Raw genomic sequence first — 21708 nt, forward strand, 5'->3', positions numbered from 1 at the left:
ATCTTAGGGCCCTGCCTGATCTGCCGACCGTTCAGCGCGCCATGCTGCGCCGTTGGGCGCAGAAAGCAGTCCGTTGAGCCACGAGCTGTGCAAGCCCCCTAGTCGCCAACGGGTTTATCGCCAATAGTGAACTTAGTCACAAAACTGATGTGCGCCCAGTCACATCATCAACTCGCTCAAGGAGGGCATCATGAGTGCCAACCCGGAACACGGCGTCGCTGCTGACGTTGATTTCGTCAAGGAGAGCCAATCCGTGGAATTCCAGGAACTGCGAAAGACCCACCGCAGTTTTGTTTTCCCGATGGCAGTCTTCTTCCTCGTCTGGTATTTCGCCTATGTGCTGCTAGCCGACTACTTCCATGACTTCATGTCCATCAAGGTTCTCGGCAATATCAACATGGGTATTGTTCTCGGGTTGCTGCAGTTCGTGTCGACCTTCGCGATCACCGCGGCCTACGTCAGTTTCTCGAATAAGAAGCTCGACCCCAAGGCAACCAAGATCCGTGAACGCCTAGAGAGCGAGGGAGTGAACTAAATGAACCAGCTCAGCATCCTGGCCCAGGCCGCGGGAGAGTCGACCCAGGTCGGCAACCCCTTGGTCAATATCGCCATCTTCCTGGCCTTCGTGGGCGTCACCATGGTGATCGTGCTCCGCGCCTCCAAGAACAACAAGACCGCTGCGGATTACTATGCAGGCGGCCGTTCCTTCACGGGAACGCAGAACGGCACCGCAATTGCCGGTGACTACCTCTCGGCAGCCTCCTTCCTGGGCATCGTTGGCGCTATCGCCATCCAGGGCTACGACGGCTTCCTCTACTCGATCGGCTTCCTGGTTGCTTGGCTGGTTGCCTTGCTGCTGGTTGCGGAGCTGCTGCGCAACACCGGCAAATTCACCATGGCCGATGTGCTGTCCTTCCGTCTCAAGCAGCGTCCGGTGCGCATCGCCGCGGCCATCTCCACGCTGGCAGTGTGCGTCTTCTACCTGCTGGCGCAGATGGCTGGCGCCGGCGCGCTGGTTTCCCTGTTGCTGGGTATTGACGAGAAGCTGGGGCAGTCGCTGGTGATCGTTATCGTTGGCGCATTGATGATCCTCTATGTGCTGGTTGGCGGCATGAAGGGCACCACCTGGGTGCAGATCATCAAGGCCTGCCTGCTGATCGCCGGCGCGCTGATCATGACCGTGTGGACGCTGGCCATGTTCGGCTTCAATTTCTCCGACCTGCTGGGCAAGGCAGCTGAAGTAGCCGGCAACCCTGAGATCCTGAATCCGGGCATGAAGTACGGTGTTTCTGAAACTGCCAAGCTGGACTTCATCTCGCTGGCCCTGGCCTTGGTGCTTGGCACCGCCGGCCTGCCGCACGTGCTGATGCGCTTCTACACCGTTCCTACCGCGAAGGAAGCCCGCAAGTCCGTCGTCTGGGCTATCTGGCTGATCGGCGCCTTCTACCTGTTCACCCTGGTGCTGGGCTTCGGCGCCGGTGCACTGATTGGCCCGGATCGAATCCAGGCGGCTCCAGGCGGCGTGAACTCTGCGGCACCGCTGCTGGCCTACGAATTGGGCGGCACAGTGCTGCTGGGCCTGATCTCTGCAGTGGCCTTCGCAACCATCCTTGCTGTGGTGGCGGGCTTGACCATCACCGCGGCGGCATCCTTCGCCCATGACGTGTACGCGTCGGTGATTGCCAAGGGCAAGTCCACTCCAGAGAAGGAAATGAAGATTGCCCGCCGCACGGTCTTGGTTATCGGAGTCTTCGCTATCGCTGGCGGCATCGGTGCCCAGGGGCAGAACGTGGCCTTCCTGGTGGCATTGGCCTTCGCGGTGGCCGCTTCGGCTAACCTGCCAACCATCTTGTACTCGCTGTTCTGGAAGGGCTTCAAGACCCGCGGCGCAGTGTGGTCCATGTACGGCGGCCTGGGTTCGGCTTTGCTGCTGATCATCTTCTCGCCAGTTTTCTCGGGCTCGGAGACCGCAATGATCCCAAGCATCGATATGGTGATCTTCCCGCTGGCTAACCCGGGTATCGTCTCCATTCCGCTGGCCTTCTTCCTAGGCTGGCTGGGCTCGGTTACCGACAAGCGTGTCGAGGACATTACCAAGCAGGCGGAAATGGAAGTTCGTTCGCTGACCGGTGTCGGTGCCGAGAAGGCAGTCGACCACTAAGGCGAAGAATACATAAAACTCAATAGCGAAGTTCCGGGAACCAGCCAGCAGGCTGGTTCCCGGAACTTTTTGCTGCCCTGTGCGCTACGCGTTGTCGGCTAGCGAGTGCTGAAGCAAAGCGGTGGTGCGGTAGGGGACGAGCTCGGCCATGGATAGTGCCGAGTCCGCACGATTCACTCCGTCTATATGCAGCAGCTGTCCATGGACCCGAAACAGCTCCTCGGCGTCTTTGGCCGCTACCCGCACCAAGATGTCGGCAGAGCCGGTGAGCCCGTGTGCTTCAAGCACCTCGGGGATGGCTTCGAGCTTGGCGGCGATGTCCCCGAGATGGCGTTGCTCAACATGCAGCTCGACAAAGGAAAGCAGCCCGTAGCCCAGCACCTCGGGCGGGATGCGGCGGTCAATGGAATCAAGAACTTCATTCTCCAGGCGGGTCATCCGCGTCTGCACGGTATTTCGCCCGAGGTTCAAAGCCGTGGCGATAGCCGAGCCGGTGCGCTTGGCTGCGGTCGAGAGGGCCAGCAGGATGCGCCGGTCGGTAGTGTCCAGAAGTTGCATAATGTGCACGTTAGCACTGACGGGTTCTCATAAATAGTGCGTTTTGCTCTAATTCCAAAAACACCATTGTGCATCCTGCCTTGCGTGAGTAGCATCACATTAAGCGGTGTTTGTGAATGAAAACCCGCAACCGACTACGTGAGAGTAAGGATGCCGATCGTGTCCACACAGCACATTGACGTAGCCGCCGGATGCCTACCCACGCATCAGCTGCTGAACGTCGACGGGAAACGAATCCCGGACGAAGAACTTGACCATTATCTGAAGGACCTCAAAGAAGCGGACCTTGCAGATTTCCTTCGCGACATGGTGGTCCTGCGCCGCATGGACAATGAAGCCACCGCATTGCAGCGCCAGGGCCAGCTAGGACTCTGGGCCCCGTTGCTCGGCCAGGAGGCCGCACAAATCGGCTCGGTCCGCGCCACCGAAGCGGATGACTTCATTTTCCCTTCCTACCGCGAGCATGGCGTCGCATGGGCCAGGGGAGTGAAAGCAGAAGATCTGCTCAGCGTGTGGCGCGGGGCCCAGGCCAGCGGCTGGGATCCGAATGAAGTCAATATTGCTTGCCAGCAGATTGTCATTGGCTCCCAGGCTTTGCACGCAGCCGGATACGGAATGGGAATCAAATTCGACGGGGGCAAGCAAGTTTCTGTGGCCTACTTTGGCGATGGCGCCACCAGCCAGGGCGACGTGAGCGAAGCCATGGTCTTCGCCGCCAGCTACCAGGCGCCAGTGCTGTTCTTCTGCCAGAACAACCAGTGGGCCATTTCCGAACCAGTCCACCTGCAAAGCCGCACCCAGATTGCCGACCGTGCCCACGGCTTCGGGCTGAAGACCTGGCGGGTGGATGGCAATGACATCCTTGCAGTCTACGCAGCCACCAAGGCCGCCCTGAATCACGCGCGCAACGGCCTGGGCCCAACCTTCATTGAAGCGGTCACCTATCGCATGGGGTCGCACACCACCGCCGATGATCCAACCCGCTACCGCAAGAGCGAGCAGCTCGAAGAGTGGAAAGCCAAGGACCCTATCGACCGCCTGGTGAAGTACCTGCATGAGATGGGTGCCGATGTGCAGTCCTACGAGCAGCGTGCCCAGAACGCAGCCGATGATCTGGCCGCGAAGCTTCGCGCCGCGATCACCACCATGGAGGACCCCAAGGTGGAAGAGCTGTTCACCAATGTATATGCCGAGAAGCACGAACCAACCGAACGCGCAGCCAAGAACTATCTGGACTACTTGGCAGATTTTGAAGGTGGAGAGTAACTGTGGCAACCACCATGCTCAAGGCGCTGAACAAGTCGCTGCACGATGCCCTGGACGAGGACGAGAAAGTCATCCTGCTTGGTGAAGACATCGGAACCCTCGGGGGCGTCTTCCGGGTCACCGATGGCCTGAAATCCAAATTCGGCGAGCACCGCGTCGTCGATACCCCGCTGGCAGAATCCGGCATTGTCGGCAGCGCCATCGGCCTGGCCTACCGAGGCTATCGCCCAGTAGTGGAGATCCAGTTTGACGGCTTCACCTACCCGGCCTTTGACCAGCTAGTATCCCAGCTGGCTAAATTGCATTACCGTTCCCGGGGCCGTGTGAAGATGCCGGTGACAGTTCGAATTCCCTACGGCGGAGGAATCGGTTCACCGGAGCACCACTCCGAATCGCCGGAAGCATATTTCGCCCACACCGCCGGTCTGCGCGTCTTCGCGCCTTCAAGTGTCGAAGATGCCTATAGCATGTTGCGCCAGGCCATCGATTGCGATGATCCGGTCATCTTCTTCGAGCCGAAGCGCCGCTACCACGAGAAAAGCACAGCTGAACTTCTGGCTCCAACGCCAGACGGATCGCCAAAGGCCAAGATCATCCGACCCGGTGAAGATGTCACCGTGGTCGGCTATGGCCCGACCACCTACACCTTGGTGGATGCGGCCAAGGCCGCAGAAGATGAAGGCACCAGTCTGGAGGTCATCGACCTGCGCACCTTGGATCCGTTGGATATCGACACCGTGGCCGAATCCGTCAAGCGCACCGGCAAGCTGGTTGTAGTCCATGAAGCCAGCCGCACCAGCGGTATCGGTGCAGAAATCTGTGCCGAAATCACCGAGCGCTGCTTCGACTATCTGGAGCACGCCCCATTGCGCGTCACCGGATTCGATATTCCGTATCCGCCATCGCGGCTCGAAAGCCACCACCTGCCCGATTTGGATCGAGTGATGCACGCGGTCGATACCGTGATGCGCCACAACGAGGCAACCGAAGGAGCTGCCAAGTGATGACCGCCCACACATTCAAACTCCCGGACCTCGGCGAAGGGCTCACCGAGTCCGAGGTGCTGAATTGGAAAATCAAGGTTGGCGAGCATGTTGCGCTCAACCAGATCATTGCCGAAGTTGAAACCGCCAAGGCAGTGGTTGAACTGCCCTCGCCGTATGCCGGCTTCGTTCAGGCTCTGCATGCCACCGAAGGTGAAACAGTGCAGGTTGGCGGTCCGCTGGTCACTTTTGATCAGGAGCCAGGCGCTTCCGGCGGGCAGCCGCCAGCAGCAGGTCCCGGAAATCATGGGGAAAGTGCGGCCGTCGAGCGCACCCCAACCCTCGTTGGCTACGGTGCCCCGGCAGACACCGGCAACCGTCCAACGCGAAAAGCTCGTGGCTCCCGCAACGGGGGAGCGGCGCAATTGGCGGAACCAGTTGCATCCGCACCGGATGCCGCGCCGGCCAGTCCTGAGCGCGAACAACATGAGACGACTCGATGCACACCGCCCGTACGCAAGCTGGCACGCGATCATGGAGTCGATATTTCGGCGCTCGCCGGCAGCGGCGAGGGTGGGCTGGTGCTGCGTAGGGATGTTCAGCAGGCCATCGATTCCGTAGGTACCAGCACCTCATCGGCAAGGGGAAATGAGCCAGCGTCCTCGCCGGATGTGGACCGCCATGTGAAGATCACCGCCGTCCGCAGAGCCACAGCCAAAGCGATGGTGCAGTCGGCGTTTACTGCACCGCATGCCACCGAGTTCCTCACTATTGACGTCACCGAATCCATGGCGTTGGTGGAAAGAATGCGTTCGCATCGCTTGCTGAAGGACCGGAAACTCAACATCACAACGTTGGCGGCGCTCGTGGTGACGAGATTGCTGAAGACTTATCCTGCGCTGAACTCGACGTGGGATGAAAAGGCTGACGAAATCATTGAGTTCGGGTCAGTGAATCTGGGCATGGCTGTGGCAAGTGACCGCGGCTTGCTGGTTCCGGTGCTGAAAAATGCCCAAGCCAAGACGTTGCCCGTATTGGCAACTGAACTCAGCGAGATTATTCTCCAGGGCCGCGAAGGAACGTTGTCACCAGCCCAATTGACCGGTGGCACATTCTCCATTACCAATGTGGGGGTTTTCGGCGTGGATGCCGGGACCCCGATTCTACCTCCGGGGCAGGCTGGAATCCTGGCATTAGGCCAAGTGAAACGAAGGCCTTGGGAATACCAAGACCAAGTTGCCCTTCGCCATACCATGACTTTGGCTTTGTCCTTCGATCACAGAGTGGTTGACGGCAAGGAAGCAAGCGAGTTCCTCGCAGGTGTCGGCTCGGTATTGGAAGACCCCGGAATGATGAATATTTTTATTTGAGCTTAAATAAAAACTGACCCGGCTGAAGTTATTTCAGTCGGGTGAGTAACCCGATTTCAAGCATTGCTTTCATGACTATTCATTGGTTGTTTCGCAATGTTTGATGTAATCTCATTCACTACGTGCTATAGCTCACGCTTGCCTGCACGGCTCTGCGAAATGCAGAAGCAGCAACGATCTGTTGAGGAGAAATAGGATGCGATACTCGCACGCATCTAAGGCTGTCGTTTTATCTGCAGCCTTGGCGCTGACCCTGTCCGCTTGTGGCGGCGGTTCAAATGAAACCGCCGGTGGCGAAGGTGACGGCTCGTACGTCGTCACCGCAAACACCACCGAACCGCAGAATGGCCTTCTGCCGGCTAACACCAACGAAGTTGGCGGCGGCCGCGTAATGGACCTGATCTTCACCGGTTTGGTCAGCTATGACGCAAAGGGCGCTCCGGTCAATGAACTCGCTGAGTCCATCGAAACCGAAGACTCCCAGAACTACACCATCAAGCTGAAGGCCGGACATACCTTCTCGGATGGTTCCCCAGTAACTGCTGCTTCGTTCGTGGATGCCTGGAACTTCGGCGCCGCGGCAAAGAACGCACAGCTGAACTCGTACTTCTTCGAATCCATCAAGGGCTTCGATGAGGTCAACAAGGAAGGCTCCAAGAAGGAAGAGATGGAAGGCCTGAAGGTAGTGGATGACACCACCTTCACCGTCGAGCTGTCCCAGCCTGAGTCCGACTTCCCGCTGCGCTTGGGCTACACGGCGTTCATGCCGTTGCCTGAAGCGGCCTTCGAAGATCCAAAGGCCTTTGGCGAAAAGCCAATCGGCAACGGCCCATACACGTTGACCGAGTGGAACCACGATGTGAACCTGAAGCTGGACGTCAACGAGAGCTACGACGGTCCACGCAAGGCGGCTAACGCCGGCATCGACTTCAAGGTCTACCAGTCCACCGACTCGGCGTACAGCGATCTGCAGTCCAACAACTTGGACGTCCTCGACCAGATCCCGCCAAGCCAGCTGGCTTCCTACGAGTCTGACCTGGGCGATCGTTCAGTCAACTCGCCATATGCCGGCAACGCAACCATCACCATCCCGGGCTACCTGGACCACTTCAAGCAGGACGAAGAGGGCAACCTGCGCCGTGCCGCGATCTCCCGTGCCATTGACCGCCAGCTGATCATCGACAAGGTGTACCAGGGTGGCAAGGTCAAGGCCGATGACTTCACCGCACCAGTGCTCGAAGGCTACAGCGCCGACGTTCCAGGCAGCGAAGTCCTCGACTTCGACGGGGCTGAAGCCAAGAAGCTGTGGGAAGAGGCTGATGAAATCAGTAAGTGGGAGTCCGGCGATGAATTCTCTGTCGGCTACAACGTTGATGGCGCGGGCAACAAGGAATACGTCGAAGCTGTCGTCAACCAGCTGAAGAGCAACCTGGGCATCAACGCAGTGGCTCAGCCATTCTCTTCATTCAAGGAATTGCGCGAGAAGGTCACCAGCTACAAGATGACCGGTGCATTCCGTACCGGTTGGCAGGCCGACTACCCGTCGCTGTACAACTTCCTTGGTCCACTATTTGGCACCGGGGCCGGTTCGAATGACGGCAAGTACTCCAGCAAGGAATTCGATGACAAGCTGGCCGAAGGCCTGTCTGCCACGGATCCGGCCGAGGGTGCAAAGATCTTCAACGAAGCACAGGAGATCCTGTTCAAGGATTTGCCGGCCATCCCTCTGTGGTACCAAGCAGTCCAGGGTGGTTGGAGCGAAAACGTGGATAACGTCGAGTTCGGGTGGAACGGTGTTCCTATGTACCAGCAAATCACTGGCAAATAAGTTTCCTTCAGCATTCGGCCTAATCAGAGCGAATAGAAGCTGAAAACTCGTCAAGGGAGATCCGAGCAGCTCAGGGTCTCCCTTTGGCGTGTCCGTCCTGCCTCGCAAAAATAAACGTCGAGATATTTATCGACGGAAAGAGGATGAAAATGGCCCTGTGCCCTCATGTGTCTCGAGGTGAGATGCAAGCATGTTAAGTTTTACCCTGAAGCGAATCGTGCAGCTGATTCCGGTGTTCATCGGAGCTACGCTGCTGGTGTACTTCCTGGTTTTCGCAACACCGGGTAACCCCATCGCCGCACTTTCCGGTGGCAAGCCAATGAGCCCCGCTACCGAAGCGGCCCTGACCGCACAATACAACTTGGATAAGCCTTTCTGGGTCCAATATGGCCTGTACCTGAAGAATCTGGTGACCTTGGATCTGGGAACCTCGTTCTCCGGCCAGGAAGTTCGAGACTTGCTGGCTCGGGCATTCCCTGTCACCGCACGCCTGGCGATCCTCGCGTTGTTGATCGAATCTGTCTTCGGCATCATCTTCGGCGTCATCGCCGGCATGCGCAAGGGCAAATTGTTCGACTCGACCGTCCTGATCGCATCGCTGCTGGTCATCGCAGTTCCAACCTTCGTACTGGGCTTCCTGCTCCAGTACGTGGTCGGAGTCAAGCTCGAATGGGCAAAGCCAACCGTTTCCGGTTCGGCAACCTGGGGCGAACTGATCCTGCCGGCCTTGGTCCTGGGACTCGTTTCTCTGGCTTACGTTTTGCGACTGACGCGTACCTCCATCATTGAGAACAAAACCGCTGACTATGTGCGCACCGCAACTGCCAAGGGCCTGAGCCGCAACCGCGTTGTCACCGTGCACATCTTGCGCAACTCGCTGATTCCAGTCGTGACCTACCTTGGCGCCGACTTGGGCGCACTCATGGGCGGCGCCATTGTTACCGAGGGTATCTTCAATGTCCCCGGTGTCGGCCACTTGCTCTACCAGGCAATCCAGAAGGGCGAAACCCCGACGGTGGTTGCCGTTGTAGGCGTCTTGGTGATCGTCTTCGTGATCGCCAACCTGATCGTGGATATGCTGTACGCACTGCTTGACCCAAGGATCCGTTATGCCTGAGAACCAGAACTTTAATCCCGAAGACGGCCTTCCCATCCGAAACACCCGTGCCGGCAAAGTTTCCAAGTACAAAATTGAGCACTACGTGGCCCCATTGGAGGAGACTCCGCTGCAGGCGGTGGATTCTGTCAAGGAAACCGGCAAGCCATTGTCCATGTGGGCTGAAGCATGGCGTTCACTGCGCAAGCAGCCGCTGTTCATCATCTCCACGCTTCTGATCATCGCCGTCATGGTTGTAGCTGCGTTCCCGCAGCTGTTCACGTCCATTGATCCGACTGGCAACCAGGCATGCTTGCTGGAAAATTCCAATGAGCCAGCACGCCAGGGACATATCATGGGCTTCAACCTGCAGGGTTGCGACATCTACGCCCGTACGATCTACGGCACGCGTGCTTCGCTGCTCGTAGGCGTATTCACTACCCTCATCGTGGTGCTGCTCGGCGGTGCCATTGGCGCGCTGGCAGGCTACTACGGCGGCTGGATCGACACCATCCTGGCTCGTCTGGGCGATATCTTCTTCGCGCTGCCGCTGATCCTCGGAGCCATCATCGTGATGCAGCTTCCTGCCTTCCGTGAAAACCGAAGCGTTTGGACGGTTATCATCACCCTTGCGATCTTCGGCTGGCCGCAGCTGGCACGCATTACCCGCGGCGCAGTGATCGAGGCCCGCAACGCGGACTTCGTGAAGGCCTCGCGCGCGTTGGGCCTGTCCAAGTTCAGCGCTTTGGTCAAGCACGTCATCCCGAACTCGTTGGCACCGATCATTGTTGTTGCCACGGTGAACCTCGGCGTATACATCGTTGCCGAGGCCACGCTGTCCTTCCTGGGCGTCGGGCTTCCGCCAGACGTCATGAGCTGGGGCAACGATATTTCCTCCGCACGTACCCAGCTGCGCAATAACCCGACCATGCTGATGTGGCCAGCACTGTTCCTTTCGGTAACGGTATTGAGCTTCATCATGCTCGGCGATGCAGTGCGCGACGCACTGGATCCGAAGGCCCGGAAGGGAGCCTAAGCAATGACTCAGAGTGCAACTCCCAAGCCTCTGCTGGAAGTCAAGGACCTGGCGATCACTTTCTCCACTCCTGACGGTCCAGTGCACGCAGTGCGCGACGCCAACTTCACCGTGATGCCCGGGGAAACCGTGGCCATCGTGGGCGAGTCCGGTTCCGGCAAGTCAACTTCGGCACTGGCTGCTATCGGCCTGTTGGCCGGCAACGGCAAGGTCTCATCCGGCCAGATTCTTTTTGACGGCGAGGACATCGCCCAAGCGAGCGAAAAGCGATTCGTAGAGCTGCGCGGCAACCATATTGGCATGGTTCCGCAGGATCCGATGTCCAACTTGAACCCGGTCTGGAAGATCGGGTTCCAGGTCAAGGAAACCCTGAAAGCCAACGGCTTGGCGGGGGATAACCCGAACAAGCGTGTAGCCCAGGTCTTGGCCGATGCAGGTTTGCCCGATCCGGAGACGCGTGCGAGGCAGTACCCGCACGAATTCTCCGGTGGCATGCGTCAGCGTGCGCTGATCGCCATTGGCCTGGCCTGCCGCCCGCGCCTGCTGATTGCCGATGAGCCAACCAGCGCACTGGACGTCACCGTGCAGCAGCAGATCCTGGACCATCTGGACACCATGACCAGTGAACTGGGCACCGCCGTGCTGCTGATTACCCACGACCTGGGCTTGGCAGCAGAGCGTGCCGAGAAGGTCGTCGTGATGTACAAGGGGCGTGTCGTCGAATATGGCCCAGCGCTGGAGATTCTGCGCAACCCCAAGCACCCGTACACCCAGCGCCTGATCAACTCGGCTCCATCGTTGTCAGCACAGCGTGGAGACAAGCACGAGGCGATTGTTGATGAGGTAATTCCGGGCAAGGCCGAGCCGCTGCTGAAGGTCAGCAACCTGACGAAGGTCTTCGATATCCGCAAGGGGTTCGGCAAGAAGGAGAAGTTCACCGCGGTGGACAACGTGTCCTTCGAGATCCCCAAGGGCACCACCACCGCCGTGGTAGGCGAGTCCGGTTCCGGCAAGTCCACCATCGCCCAGATGGTGCTCAACCTGTTGGACAAGACCGAGGGCGAGATCATCTTTGATGGCGAACAGATTGGCAACCTGAGCGAGAAGCACTTGTTCAAGTACCGCCGACGTGTCCAGCCGATTTTCCAGGATCCGTACGGATCCTTGGATCCGATGTACTCGATATTCCGAACCATCGAAGAACCACTGCGCATTCACGGTATTGGTAACGCGGCATCACGGGAGAAGAAGGTCAAGGAACTGCTGGATCAGGTTTCCATGCCGGCATCCACCATGCACCGCTTCCCGAACGAGCTGTCCGGCGGACAGCGCCAGCGCATCGCGATCGCGCGTGCTCTGGCCTTGCAGCCGGAAATGATCGTTTGCGATGAGGCTGTTTCGGCGTTGGACGTGCTGGTGCAGGCCCAGGTGCTTGAGCTGCTTGATGAGCTGCAACGCGAAATGGGCCTTACCTACCTGTTCATTACCCACGACCTGGCTGTAGTCCGCCAGATCGCGGACAACGTATGCGTGATGGAACACGGAAAGATCGTCGAACAGGGAACGACGGACGAGATTTTCGATGCGCCAAAGAGTGCATATACCCGCAACCTGCTGGCTGCGATCCCTGGAGCTTCGCTGATCTAGCAGCTCGGAAATCCGCTGAATGGGACGGTGAAACCGTAAGGTTTCACCGTCCCATTCTGCGCTTAACCTGAGCTCAAGCAACGTCATATTCAACGAATATTTCAGATTTAATCAATCTGAAACAAACGTTGCAAAAATGTTATAAATCACTCCGCGAGTCAACATGCACGAAACAGTTGCCCGATTGATTTTTCCCAATCTGAAAGAAATCCTTGAAATCTCGGGGATGTGAGCTGGATCTCGTAAACCCGCGGGTAACAAGCGCGTTGCGAATGACTCTCAGGGGGAGGACTGCAGCAATATCTGAAGCGCTTCTTTCTATATCCAAGCCAGAAAATTCGGGTTAGTCTATTGCTCAATGGACTGATCATGTGATCTGGTCCACATTGGATCCCCCGATCCAGCACTCGTATCGTTCAAGAACTCAAGGAGGCGAAATGCGGTTTCAGCGCGTTTCGAAAGCAGTAGCTGTAGGCGCAGCACTGGCCCTGGCCCTTTCGGCTTGTGCACCAGGCGGCGGAGACACAGGCGCCGATGCATCAAAGGATGCTGGCGCAGGTGGCGGCAACGGTTCGGCAGAAGCAGCAAACAGCGGCAAAGCCGATCTGGGTGATATCAAGACTGCCGAAGACAATATCAACGTCACCGTAGGTGCCCCGGAATTCCTGAGCTACAACGGCTTTACTCCGAACACCTATTCCACCTACAACTCGGCCATCGTGGACCGGATGTTCGCTGGGTTCAGCTACTTCGGTACTGACGGCACGCTGTACCCCAACGAGGCCTTGGGCAGCTATGAGAAGGTGAGCGACGATCCGCTCACCATCAAGTACACCATCAATGAAGAAGCCAAATGGTCCGATGGCACGCCGATCACCGTAGCCGACTCCGTGCTGGCATGGGCAGTGCAGAACCTGAACCTCAACGAAGGTTCCAAGGACAAGCCGCTGTTCAACTCGGTCTCAGTTGATCTCGGCGACACTGTTCCAGCTGGTCCGCAGGGCGACTGGGATGGCAAGGAATTCACTGTTGAATTCGCCGAGCCTGATCCGGACTGGGCCCTCCAGTCCTGGATGCTCCACCCAGCACATGTGGTGGCCGAAGAGTCGGGCATGAGCACCGAAGAGCTCGTCAAAGCCATTCTCGCTGGGGAATCCGACAAGCTGAAGAAGGCTGCCGATTTCTGGAACGAAGGCTGGATGACTGACCCGGGCAAGCTGCCCGATGAGAAGATCTCGCCTGTATCCGGCCCCTACAAGCTGGGTAGCTGGAAAGCTGGAGAGTCCGTAACCCTGGTTGCCAACGAGAACTACTATGGCCCCGCGCCTGCAACCAAGGAACTGACCTTCCGCTTCCTTGAAGACGCAAGCATGGTCCAGGCATTGCAGAATAAAGACGTTGACGTCATTAACCCGCAGCCCACCGTTGATACGCTCGCGCAGCTGGAGAATCTTGGCGACGCTGTAGCAATCCAGAAGGGCGACACCCTGACCTGGGAGCACCTTGACTTCAACTTCGCCAAGGGCAACGAAATGACCAATCTGGAACTGCGCAAGGCCTTTGCCATGTGTGTTCCACGTCAGCAGATTGTTGACAACCTGATCAAGCCGCTGAACCCTGACGCCATCGTGATGAACTCCCGCGAAGTCTTCCCGTTCCAGGATAACTACCAGGAAGTAGTGGAAGCATCCTACGACGGCCGCTACGACCAGGTTGATATCGAAGGCGCCAAGAAGATCCTCGAAGAGCAGGACGCTGTGGGTACCGAAGTACGCATCGGCTACTCGGCACCTAATGAACGCCGCGCCAACCAGGTCTCGGCCATCAAGTCCTCCTGCGATGAAGCGGGCTTCAAGATCGAGGACACCGGTTCGGCTGACTTCTTCTCGCCAAACGGTGCGCAAGACCGTGGCGACTACGAAGTAGCACTGTTCGCTTGGGCAGGTTCCGGCCAGATCAGTTCCGGCCAGAACATCTACGCCACCGGCAAGCCGCAGAACTTCGGCCAGTACTCGAACGCTGAAGTCGATGCAGCATGGGCGACCCTGGCAAGCTCGCTGGACCCGGCTGTCCATGCCGAGCAGACCAAGAAGATCGAGAAGCTGTTGTGGGATGACCTGTTCGGCATCCCGGTATTCGCCCACCCAGGCTTGAGCGCCTCGGGTTCGGATATCCAAAATGTCCGTCACACCGCAACGCAGGACCAGATCGTCTGGAACGCCGAGCAGTGGGTACGTGCTGAGTAATTGCCCCTAGGCAACGTACTTGCACAATGTGAGTGAGCACATGTGGGGCCCGATCAAAAATCGGGCCCCGCAGTGTGTTCAAAGGTCCCCAACCTCAAGGGCCGGCTCACTTCCGTGAGATGAAAGTAGGACATTACAACCGTGTGGAAATTTATCGCCAAGAGACTAGGCTCAGCACTTGCCGTGCTGTTCGCCGCATCGCTCTTGCTCTACGTACTGGTAATCAATTCAGGTGACCCGCTCAAGGACCTCCGCGAAAGCAACGCGGATAACCGCGAGTACTTGATGGCCCAGCGTGTGGAATACATGAACCTGGATGCACCCTGGTACGGACGCTACTGGGACTGGCTGACCGGCGCCAGCAAATGCCTGATTGGCCAATGCGACCTGGGACAGAATATCAACGGCGTAGAGGTCTCCGGCTTGCTGGCCAACGCCGCATCGTCCACCTTGCGGCTGGTAGTGCTCGCTACGGTGATCGCCGCGGTTCTGGGTATCGCCATTGGCGTTTTGACTGCAATCCGCCAGTACTCCGGCCTGGATTACATCGTTACCTTCATGACCTTCCTCTTCTTCTCGCTTCCCGTCTTCTGGGCAGCTGTGCTGCTCAAGGAGTACCTGGCAATCAGCTACAACGACTGGCTGGCGGATCCGCAGATATCCCTGGGGTCATCCATAGCCATAGGCATCGTCGTCGGACTCGTCCTGCAGATGTTCCTCGGGGGCTCCTTGAAGCGCCGTGGCATCACCTTCATAGCTGCCGCTGTTTTCGTCCCGCTGGTGCTGCAGTACAGCATTTGGCTGAATTTCTACCGCTACCCGCAAATGGGCCCCGCAATCATCATCGTGCTGACGGCACTCGTGGCCTTGAGCGCCACTGCCATGAGCGTTGGCCTGAAGGAAAAGCGCGTGCTGTACCCGGCGCTGATTACCGTCGTGCTGGTCTTGGCCATGTACTACGCGACCTTCTACATGCTGCTGGAACCAAACGCATGGATCCTCTTGTTCGGATTGGTCCTCGCGGTAGCCATTCCGGCAGTAGTCGGGCGCTTCATGGGCGGCCGCTTGCGCAAAGCAGCGATGTCCGTCTCCGTAGCCACCGGTGTTGTCGGTGCAGGATTGACCGTTGTCGATCACATGTTCCGCGCTTGGCCTGGTTTCCTGGATGTCAAGGGTCGCCCCATCGCGACCATCGGGTCGTCCACTGCTAACCTCGAAGGCGGTTTCTGGGATCACTTCCTGGATAACGGCACCCAGTTGCTGATGCCGACCATCCTGCTTGCAGTGATTTCTTTGGCTAGCTACTCGCGCTACACGCGTTCTTCCATGCTCGAAGTGCAGCGCCAGGACTACATCCGCACCGCCCGTTCCAAGGGATTGAGCGAACGCACCGTGATTTTCCGGCACGCGTTCCGCAACGCGATGATCCCCATCGCCACCATTGCAGCCTTCGACTTCGCCGGCCTGATCGGCGGTGCCGTGATTACCGAGCGCGTCTTCGGCTGGAAGGGCATGGGCGAAATGTTCGCAACCGGCCTGGATCATGTCGACCCGGCACCTGTGATGGCGTTCTTCCTGGTTACCGGTACCGCCGCAATCATCTTCAACTTGCTGGCGGATATCGTTTACGCCCTGCTTGACCCACGAATCCGAGTCTAGGAGGCATGGACCAATGAACATCCTTCATGCCTGCAACCCTAAGGACCAGCGATGAGCACCCCGAACAAGAACTTGAACGAGAACGAGCCGCAGAACCTGAATTCCGTGGCCGAGGTGGAAGACGCCAAGCTGGCCCAAATCCACGAAAAGCCGAAGAGCCAGGGACGCATTGTTCTCGAGCGCTTCGTCAGCCACAAGCCGGCGATGATTTCCGCGGTGATCCTGGTCGTCATCACCGTTTTCGCTTTCAGCTCCATTGGCTGGGGACCGATCCCCGGCTGGTGGGGACAGAACTTCTACCACGCTGGTGCCGTTGTGGATGGCGGCAAACCGACCTTGAGCCTGGTCCCCGCCTGGCTCGGCGGCGAAGGCATCCGCATCGGCGAGCACCCCTTCGGGCAGGACTCGGTCGGCAAGGACTACTTCGCCCTGGTCATGAACGGCACGCAGAAGTCCATCATTATCGGCGTTGTGGTTGGCTTGGTCGCCACTGTCCTGGGAACCGTCATCGGTGCTGTTGCCGGCTACTTCCGCGGATGGGTCGACGAAATCCTGATGCGCATCACTGACCTGTTCATCGTGATCCCATTGCTGGTCCTGGCCGCTGTTCTGGGCAAGATGGCTGGTGCATCCACCGGTTCCATCATCATCCTGGCCCTCGTGCTCGGCCTGGTGACCTGGACCGGCTTGGCCCGACTGGTGCGCGGTGAAATCCTTTCGCTGCGCGAACGCGAATACGTTGCTGCCGCCCAGGCCATGGGTTCGAAGACCAGCCGCGTGATCTTCAAGCACCTGATCCCCAACACCATGGGCGTGATCATCGTGAACGCAACCTTCGCGATCGCTGGCGCGATCCTGCTGGAGTCCTCGCTGTCCTACCTGGGCTTCGGCGTGAAGGCTCCAGAATCCTCGCTGGGCCTGCTGATCAGCCAGTACCAGAACGCCTTCACCACCCGCCCGTATTTGTTCTGGTGGCCAGGCATGATCATCGTTACCATCGCCCTGTCGGTGAACTTCTTGGGTGACGGCTTGCGCGATGCGTTCGACCCGCGCCAAATCGGAAAGAAGCGCCGCCGCCGCGCCGGCCTGTTCGCCCTTCCAACCCGCAAGGAGAAGCCATGAGCCACGCAGCACCAATGAACGAACAAGGCTCAGACGGCTACGCGCTGAGCTTCACCGACCTCAACGTCGTCTTTGCCACCGGTGGTGCAGACGTCCACGCAGTCAAGGGCTTGTCCTTGACCGTCCGCCCCGGGCAGGTCGTGGCGCTGGTTGGCGAGTCCGGTTCCGGCAAGTCCGTCACCTCAACTGCGGCGATGGGCCTGCTGCCGGAAAACGCCAATGTCTCAGGTGTCGCCAAGGTCGGCAACGTCAACGTGGTTGGCCTGGACGAAGGCAAGCTGCGCAAGATGCGTGCCACCGACATCGCGATGGTCTTCCAGGAGCCCATGACTGCGCTGAACCCGGTGCTGACCATTGAGCGGCAGTTGACTGAAGCGCTGGAACTGCACGACATCGCCTATGGCAAGGAAGCAACCGACCGGGCCATCGAGCTGCTGGACATGGTGGGCATCCCGGATCCCGCCAAGCGCGTCAAGCAGTACCCGCACCAGTTTTCCGGCGGCCAGCGCCAGCGTATCGTCATTGCCATGGCGATATCCTGCGATCCCAAGGTGATCATCGCCGATGAGCCAACCACCGCACTGGATGTAACGGTGCAGGCAGAAATTCTCGATCTGCTGCGCGAGCTCAAGGATCGACTGAATACCGGCATCTTGCTGATCACCCACAACATGGGTGTTGTCGCGGATATGGCCGATGAAGTGGCCGTGATGTTCCAGGGCAACCTCGTCGAGACCGGCACCGTGGAGCAAGTTCTGCTGCGCCCGGAACATCCATACACCCAGCGTCTGCTGGCCGCGGTACCGCGCTTGTCTGCTCCGGCTGTTACTACTGCGACGCCCCCGCACAGCTCCGAAACTGCGCCTCCAGGACGCGAGCTGGTGCTGGAAGCCAAGGACCTCGTGCTGGAATACGACATGCGGGGAAAGATCTTCCGCGCCGTGGAAGAGGTGAGCTTCGATATTGCCAAGGGCGAAGTCCTAGGCATTGTGGGCGAGTCCGGCTCTGGCAAATCCACCATCGCCAAGGCGGTGCTCGGCTTGTTGCCTGTGGCTAGCGGCAGCTTGTCGGTCCAGGGCCATGATCTGCCGAAACTTTCCCCGAAGGAAGCCCGTGCGGTTCGCAAGAAAATCGGCGTCATCTTCCAGGACCCGGCAGCATCCTTGAACCCGCGTTTCCCTATTGGCGATTGCATCACCGAACCAATGGTGGTTCACAAGGTTGGCAGCAAAGCAGGGCGCATCAAGCGTGCTGAAGAACTGCTCGATGCGGTGAAGCTGCCGCGCAACGTGATCAACCGATACCCCCACGAGCTCTCAGGCGGCCAGCGTCAACGTGTTTGCATTGCTCGCGCGTTGACCTTGAACCCCGAGCTGCTGATTGCCGATGAGCCAACTAGTGCTTTGGATGTTTCGGTTCAGGCAGTCGTATTGGAAATGCTGCAGGACCTGCAACGGGACTTCAACTTCGCGTGCCTCTTTGTCAGCCATGATCTGGCTGTCGTTGACATGCTGGCTGATGCGGTCGTAGTGATGCAGTCAGGCAGGGCGGTTGAGCAGGGCATGGTGGATACCGTGCTGCATGCCCCAACGCACGACTACACCAAACGCCTGTTGGCCGCGGCTCCGGTGCCGGATCCGCATGAGCAGGCAGTACGCCGTGAGGCTTGGCGCTTGCTGAACAGCACGAAGTAGATGCTGAGCTGAACGACGAATAAGGGGGCTCGTTTCCAGATCTTTCACTGGAAGCGGGCCCCTTCCGTCTGCCCGGGAGAGCTGGACATGGCGAAAGCCGATTCCCCGGATCCGGCCTCGGTCCGGGAAAGCGATACAAGTACTTGCGGGCCTACGAGCAGGTGCTGGGCGGCGGAACTTGGACCAGCTGAACGAGAGGGAATGCCTCGGGCTCAACACTCATCGCTGCAGGAATCACAGGATGACCCGCACTGGCGTTCTTGCACGGATCGTGCAGCAGAAAACCAGCTCGGGCGGAACCCGCGGACGCCTGCCTGGGGCTTTGCGCCGGGCGCGGGACGATGCTGATCCAGGAAAGGACCAAGGGAACCTCGGCGGTAGAGGCCCGTTAATAGGCAAAAGCTGGCTCTCTGCCGGGGGCCAGCTTTTGCCTATCTTTTGGAATCTAGTCCAGCTGCATGACGTTTTCGGTAACGACCTCTGCGCGGGCGTTGGAGAAGATCTGCTCGGTGCCAACGGTCTTGAACCCTCGGCGTTCCAGGACCTTGATGGAACCTAGATTGTCCTGGACCACATGCGCGGTCAATGGGCGCTTGGTGTATTCGGCGAGGAAGGTGTCTACCGCGCTGGTGGTCAGTCCCTTGCCCCAGTACTTGGTCGAAGTCCAGAAATTGATCTCTGGTACTTCGCCGTCGAAGACCAGAATGGATCCAACGACTTCGCCCTCATGCTCGATGGTGCGAACCAGAACATTCGGATCGTTCAGAATCGAGTTCCAGTGGTGGTCGAATACCGCGCGGTCGGCTGGGTTACGCGCTTGATAAGCGGCCATGAGGTTCGCCTCGGGTTCTTGCTGATGAGCGAAGAATGCGTCCAAGTCGGAAGGGCGGACTTCTCGTAGCTGCACGATAAAGGCCTTTCAATCGTGTGGGTCAGCGTGCCGGTATTGGCACACCAGTGAACAATGGCTTGAAACCTACACTACCGGGGAAGTGAGTGCGGCGAGTGCCATGTTGGACAATAACGGCTTCAGGCCGGACTTTTTAGTCCTCGGCGAGTGGGCGGAATGAGCAGTCGAGTTCAGCAAGCCGAAGACGGCGTGCGCGCGGAATCTGTGCGACTGCTTGCTTCCGGTGGGATGCAATTTGGCCAGTTCCGTAGTCCAAAGCCCGATATAGGAGTTCTGGAGTTTGCGGACTAATGCCAGTTCGGCCTTCGGGAGCGATTTCAAATCACGGTCCTGGACCTGCAAAATGTCCGGGCGGGACAGCGAGAAGTCAGTGTGGAAATCAACCAGACGCGAAAGCACCTCCAGGGGAGTGCCGCCGGCTTCCGTGGCCGTGCAGCCCCCGGCATAGATATCTTTGGACATATCTACTAGCAGAGCGATAAGCACTGCCTGCTTGCCGGCGAAATGCCGGTACACGGCCGGGCCGGATATGCCGCAGGCAGCGCCCAGATCCTCCAGCGAAACACCCGCGTAGCCATTCAAGGCGAACAGTCGAGTGGCTTCGCGCAAGAGTGCTTCTCGTCGTTCAGCTTTGGCGCGCTCACGCTCTGTTGGTTCATTGAGCGACTGGTATTTGCTCGCCAACACAATCAACTCCTTACGTTTGCCAAGCCTCGGTCTGGACAAGTGTGACCGCTGCCACTAATGTCAAAAATGTAGCTGTTTACCCACCCGTAGGCAGCAACCAGTTAATAAATATTAACCATACGCGTCGCGGCGTGTGCTTCCAAGAAACTCACGCACCTGGCGCAGAACATGACCGCCACCGGATTATGCACATCCCGCAGCCGATGCCGGTTCGTCCCTCAACGAAGAGAGAGCCTGATGATTGATCTCGAACTCGACGACCAGTATCAAGACCTGGTCGACATGGTCCGCGAATTCGCCCAGGAAGTCGTAGCCCCGCAGAGCGCGCAGAACGATGCCAACCATGCGTTCCCCTATGACATCGTCAAGCAAATGGGGCAGATGGGTCTCTTCGGGCTGCCAGTCTCCGAAGAATACGGCGGTTCCGGCGGCGACTACTTCCACCTCGCGCTGGCGCTCGAAGAACTGGGCAAGGTAGACCAGTCGGTAGCCATCACTCTCGAAGCCGGCGTCTCCCTGGGCGCGATGCCGATCTACCGCTTTGGCAGCGAGGGACAGAAGCAGAAGTGGCTGCCAGCCCTGGCCGCCGGCGAACGCTTGGCCGGTTTTGGCCTGACCGAACCCGGTGCAGGCTCCGACGCCTCAGCTTCCTTGACCAAAGCGAAACTGGAAAATGGCGAATGGGTTATCGATGGCGCCAAAGAATTCATAACCAACTCCGGTACCGACATCACTTCCCTCGTCACGGCCACCGCTGTCACCGGTGTCGACGAAGCAACCGGCAAGAAGGAAATCTCGGCAATCATCGTGCCGACGGGAACCGAAGGATTCACCGCGGAGAAGGCCTACGACAAGGTGGGTTGGCGTGCCAGTGACACCCATCCGCTGAGCTTCAGCAGCGTGCGAGTTCCGGAGGAGAACCTGCTTGGCGAGCGCGGACGCGGATACGCCTACTTCTTGGAAATTCTCGATGAGGGACGTATCGCCATCGCGGCGTTGGCCACCGGAGCCGCCCAGGGTTGCCTCGACGAGGCGGTGAAGTATGCCAAGACACGGACTTCCTTCGGCCAGGCCATCGGCCAGTACCAAGGCATCTCCTTCATGATCGCTCGCATGGCTTCGCGCGCCCACACGGCCCGTCTGGCCTACTACGCGGCGGCGGCGAAGATGCTCGCCGGCAAGGACTTCAAGATCGAAGCCGCGCATGCCAAGCTGATTGCCAGCGAAGCGGCGATGGATAACGCCCGTGATGCTACCCAGATCTTTGGCGGCTACGGATTCATGAATGAGTCATTGGTTGCACGGCACTACCGCGATTCGAAGATCCTGGAAATCGGCGAAGGAACCACGCAGGTCCAGCAGATGCTCATTGCCCGCAGCTTAGGTCTCTGATTCTTGCCAGAGGGGGCGCTGCATCCTGATTTTGGGGTGTGGCGCTCTTTGGG

The 21708-nt window shown here is 58.6% G+C and carries 17 protein-coding genes; 14 read left to right on the forward strand and 3 right to left on the reverse strand.

The genetic code is table 11. The features are described 5' to 3' along the window. Window positions 1-190: 190 nt before the first annotated feature. A complete protein-coding gene (locus tag ACIOTN_RS14295) occupies window positions 191-535 on the forward strand; it encodes a DUF485 domain-containing protein (RefSeq protein ID WP_402735550.1) in 345 nt (114 codons plus the stop codon). Beyond that, a complete protein-coding gene (locus ACIOTN_RS14300; protein ID WP_105657249.1) occupies window positions 536-2161 on the forward strand; it encodes a cation acetate symporter in 1626 nt (541 codons plus the stop codon). It begins immediately after the preceding gene. 84 nt (window positions 2162-2245) lie between these two features. Here the strand turns inward: ACIOTN_RS14300 and ACIOTN_RS14305 are convergent, their stop codons facing one another. After that, the gene (locus ACIOTN_RS14305) at window positions 2246-2719 is read right to left on the reverse strand and encodes an Lrp/AsnC family transcriptional regulator (protein WP_388023964.1); all 474 of its coding nucleotides are present in this window, start codon (window positions 2717-2719) and stop codon (window positions 2246-2248) included. A 150-nt stretch (window positions 2720-2869) separates the two neighbouring features. Between ACIOTN_RS14305 and pdhA the strand changes: the two genes are divergently transcribed. The 11 genes from pdhA (at window position 2870) to ACIOTN_RS14360 (ending at window position 18666) form a co-directional block, all read left to right on the forward strand. Next, window positions 2870-3985, forward strand: a complete 1116-nt coding sequence (gene pdhA / locus ACIOTN_RS14310; protein WP_105661813.1) for a pyruvate dehydrogenase (acetyl-transferring) E1 component subunit alpha — start codon at window positions 2870-2872, stop codon at window positions 3983-3985. A gap of 14 nt (window positions 3986-3999) precedes the next feature. Then, a complete protein-coding gene (locus ACIOTN_RS14315) occupies window positions 4000-4989 on the forward strand; it encodes an alpha-ketoacid dehydrogenase subunit beta (protein ID WP_105657306.1) in 990 nt (329 codons plus the stop codon). Continuing rightward, a complete protein-coding gene (locus ACIOTN_RS14320) occupies window positions 4989-6338 on the forward strand; it encodes a dihydrolipoamide acetyltransferase family protein (RefSeq protein ID WP_105657252.1) in 1350 nt (449 codons plus the stop codon). Before ACIOTN_RS14315 ends, ACIOTN_RS14320 begins: the two co-directional genes overlap by 1 nt. A 196-nt stretch (window positions 6339-6534) precedes the next feature. Next, on the forward strand, window positions 6535-8166 hold the full coding sequence (locus ACIOTN_RS14325) for an ABC transporter substrate-binding protein (RefSeq protein WP_402735551.1): 1632 nt from the start codon (window positions 6535-6537) through the stop codon (window positions 8164-8166). Between the two features lie 190 nt (window positions 8167-8356). Further along, a complete protein-coding gene (locus tag ACIOTN_RS14330) occupies window positions 8357-9283 on the forward strand; it encodes an ABC transporter permease (protein ID WP_105661816.1) in 927 nt (308 codons plus the stop codon). Continuing rightward, window positions 9276-10298 carry an ABC transporter permease gene (locus ACIOTN_RS14335; protein WP_286134595.1) on the forward strand — a complete coding sequence of 341 codons (1023 nt, stop codon included), beginning with the start codon at window positions 9276-9278 and terminating at the stop codon, window positions 10296-10298. Before ACIOTN_RS14330 ends, ACIOTN_RS14335 begins: the two co-directional genes overlap by 8 nt. Window positions 10299-10301: 3 nt before the next feature. After that, window positions 10302-11945, forward strand: coding sequence for an ABC transporter ATP-binding protein (locus ACIOTN_RS14340; RefSeq protein WP_105657255.1), 1644 nt, complete (start codon window positions 10302-10304; stop codon window positions 11943-11945). Window positions 11946-12382: 437 nt separating this feature from the next. Then, the gene (locus ACIOTN_RS14345) at window positions 12383-14191 is read left to right on the forward strand and encodes an ABC transporter family substrate-binding protein (protein WP_402735552.1); all 1809 of its coding nucleotides are present in this window, start codon (window positions 12383-12385) and stop codon (window positions 14189-14191) included. A gap of 141 nt (window positions 14192-14332) precedes the next feature. Beyond that, a complete protein-coding gene (locus ACIOTN_RS14350; RefSeq protein ID WP_105661818.1) occupies window positions 14333-15850 on the forward strand; it encodes an ABC transporter permease in 1518 nt (505 codons plus the stop codon). A 51-nt stretch (window positions 15851-15901) separates the two neighbouring features. Further along, entirely contained in the window at window positions 15902-16972 is a 1071-nt protein-coding gene (locus ACIOTN_RS14355; RefSeq protein ID WP_105657258.1) for an ABC transporter permease, read from the forward strand. After that, window positions 16969-18666: an ABC transporter ATP-binding protein gene (locus ACIOTN_RS14360; protein ID WP_402735553.1), complete on the forward strand. Its 1698-nt coding sequence runs from the start codon at window positions 16969-16971 to the stop codon at window positions 18664-18666. The genes ACIOTN_RS14355 and ACIOTN_RS14360 overlap by 4 nt, the downstream gene beginning before the upstream one ends. A 445-nt stretch (window positions 18667-19111) precedes the next feature. Here ACIOTN_RS14360 and ACIOTN_RS14365 read toward each other — a convergent pair whose 3' ends face one another. Next, a complete protein-coding gene (locus ACIOTN_RS14365; protein ID WP_105657260.1) occupies window positions 19112-19573 on the reverse strand; it encodes a GNAT family N-acetyltransferase in 462 nt (153 codons plus the stop codon). 69 nt (window positions 19574-19642) lie between these two features. After that, window positions 19643-20263: a TetR/AcrR family transcriptional regulator gene (locus ACIOTN_RS14370; RefSeq protein ID WP_105657261.1), complete on the reverse strand. Its 621-nt coding sequence runs from the start codon at window positions 20261-20263 to the stop codon at window positions 19643-19645. Between the two features lie 237 nt (window positions 20264-20500). Here ACIOTN_RS14370 and ACIOTN_RS14375 point away from each other — a divergent pair, with 237 nt between their 5' ends. After that, a complete protein-coding gene (locus tag ACIOTN_RS14375; RefSeq protein ID WP_105657262.1) occupies window positions 20501-21655 on the forward strand; it encodes an acyl-CoA dehydrogenase family protein in 1155 nt (384 codons plus the stop codon). Window positions 21656-21708 lie beyond the last annotated feature (53 nt).

Origin of the sequence: Glutamicibacter sp. NPDC087661, from assembly GCF_044743275.1 — a bacterium.
Classification (GTDB): Bacteria; Actinomycetota; Actinomycetes; order Actinomycetales; family Micrococcaceae; genus Glutamicibacter.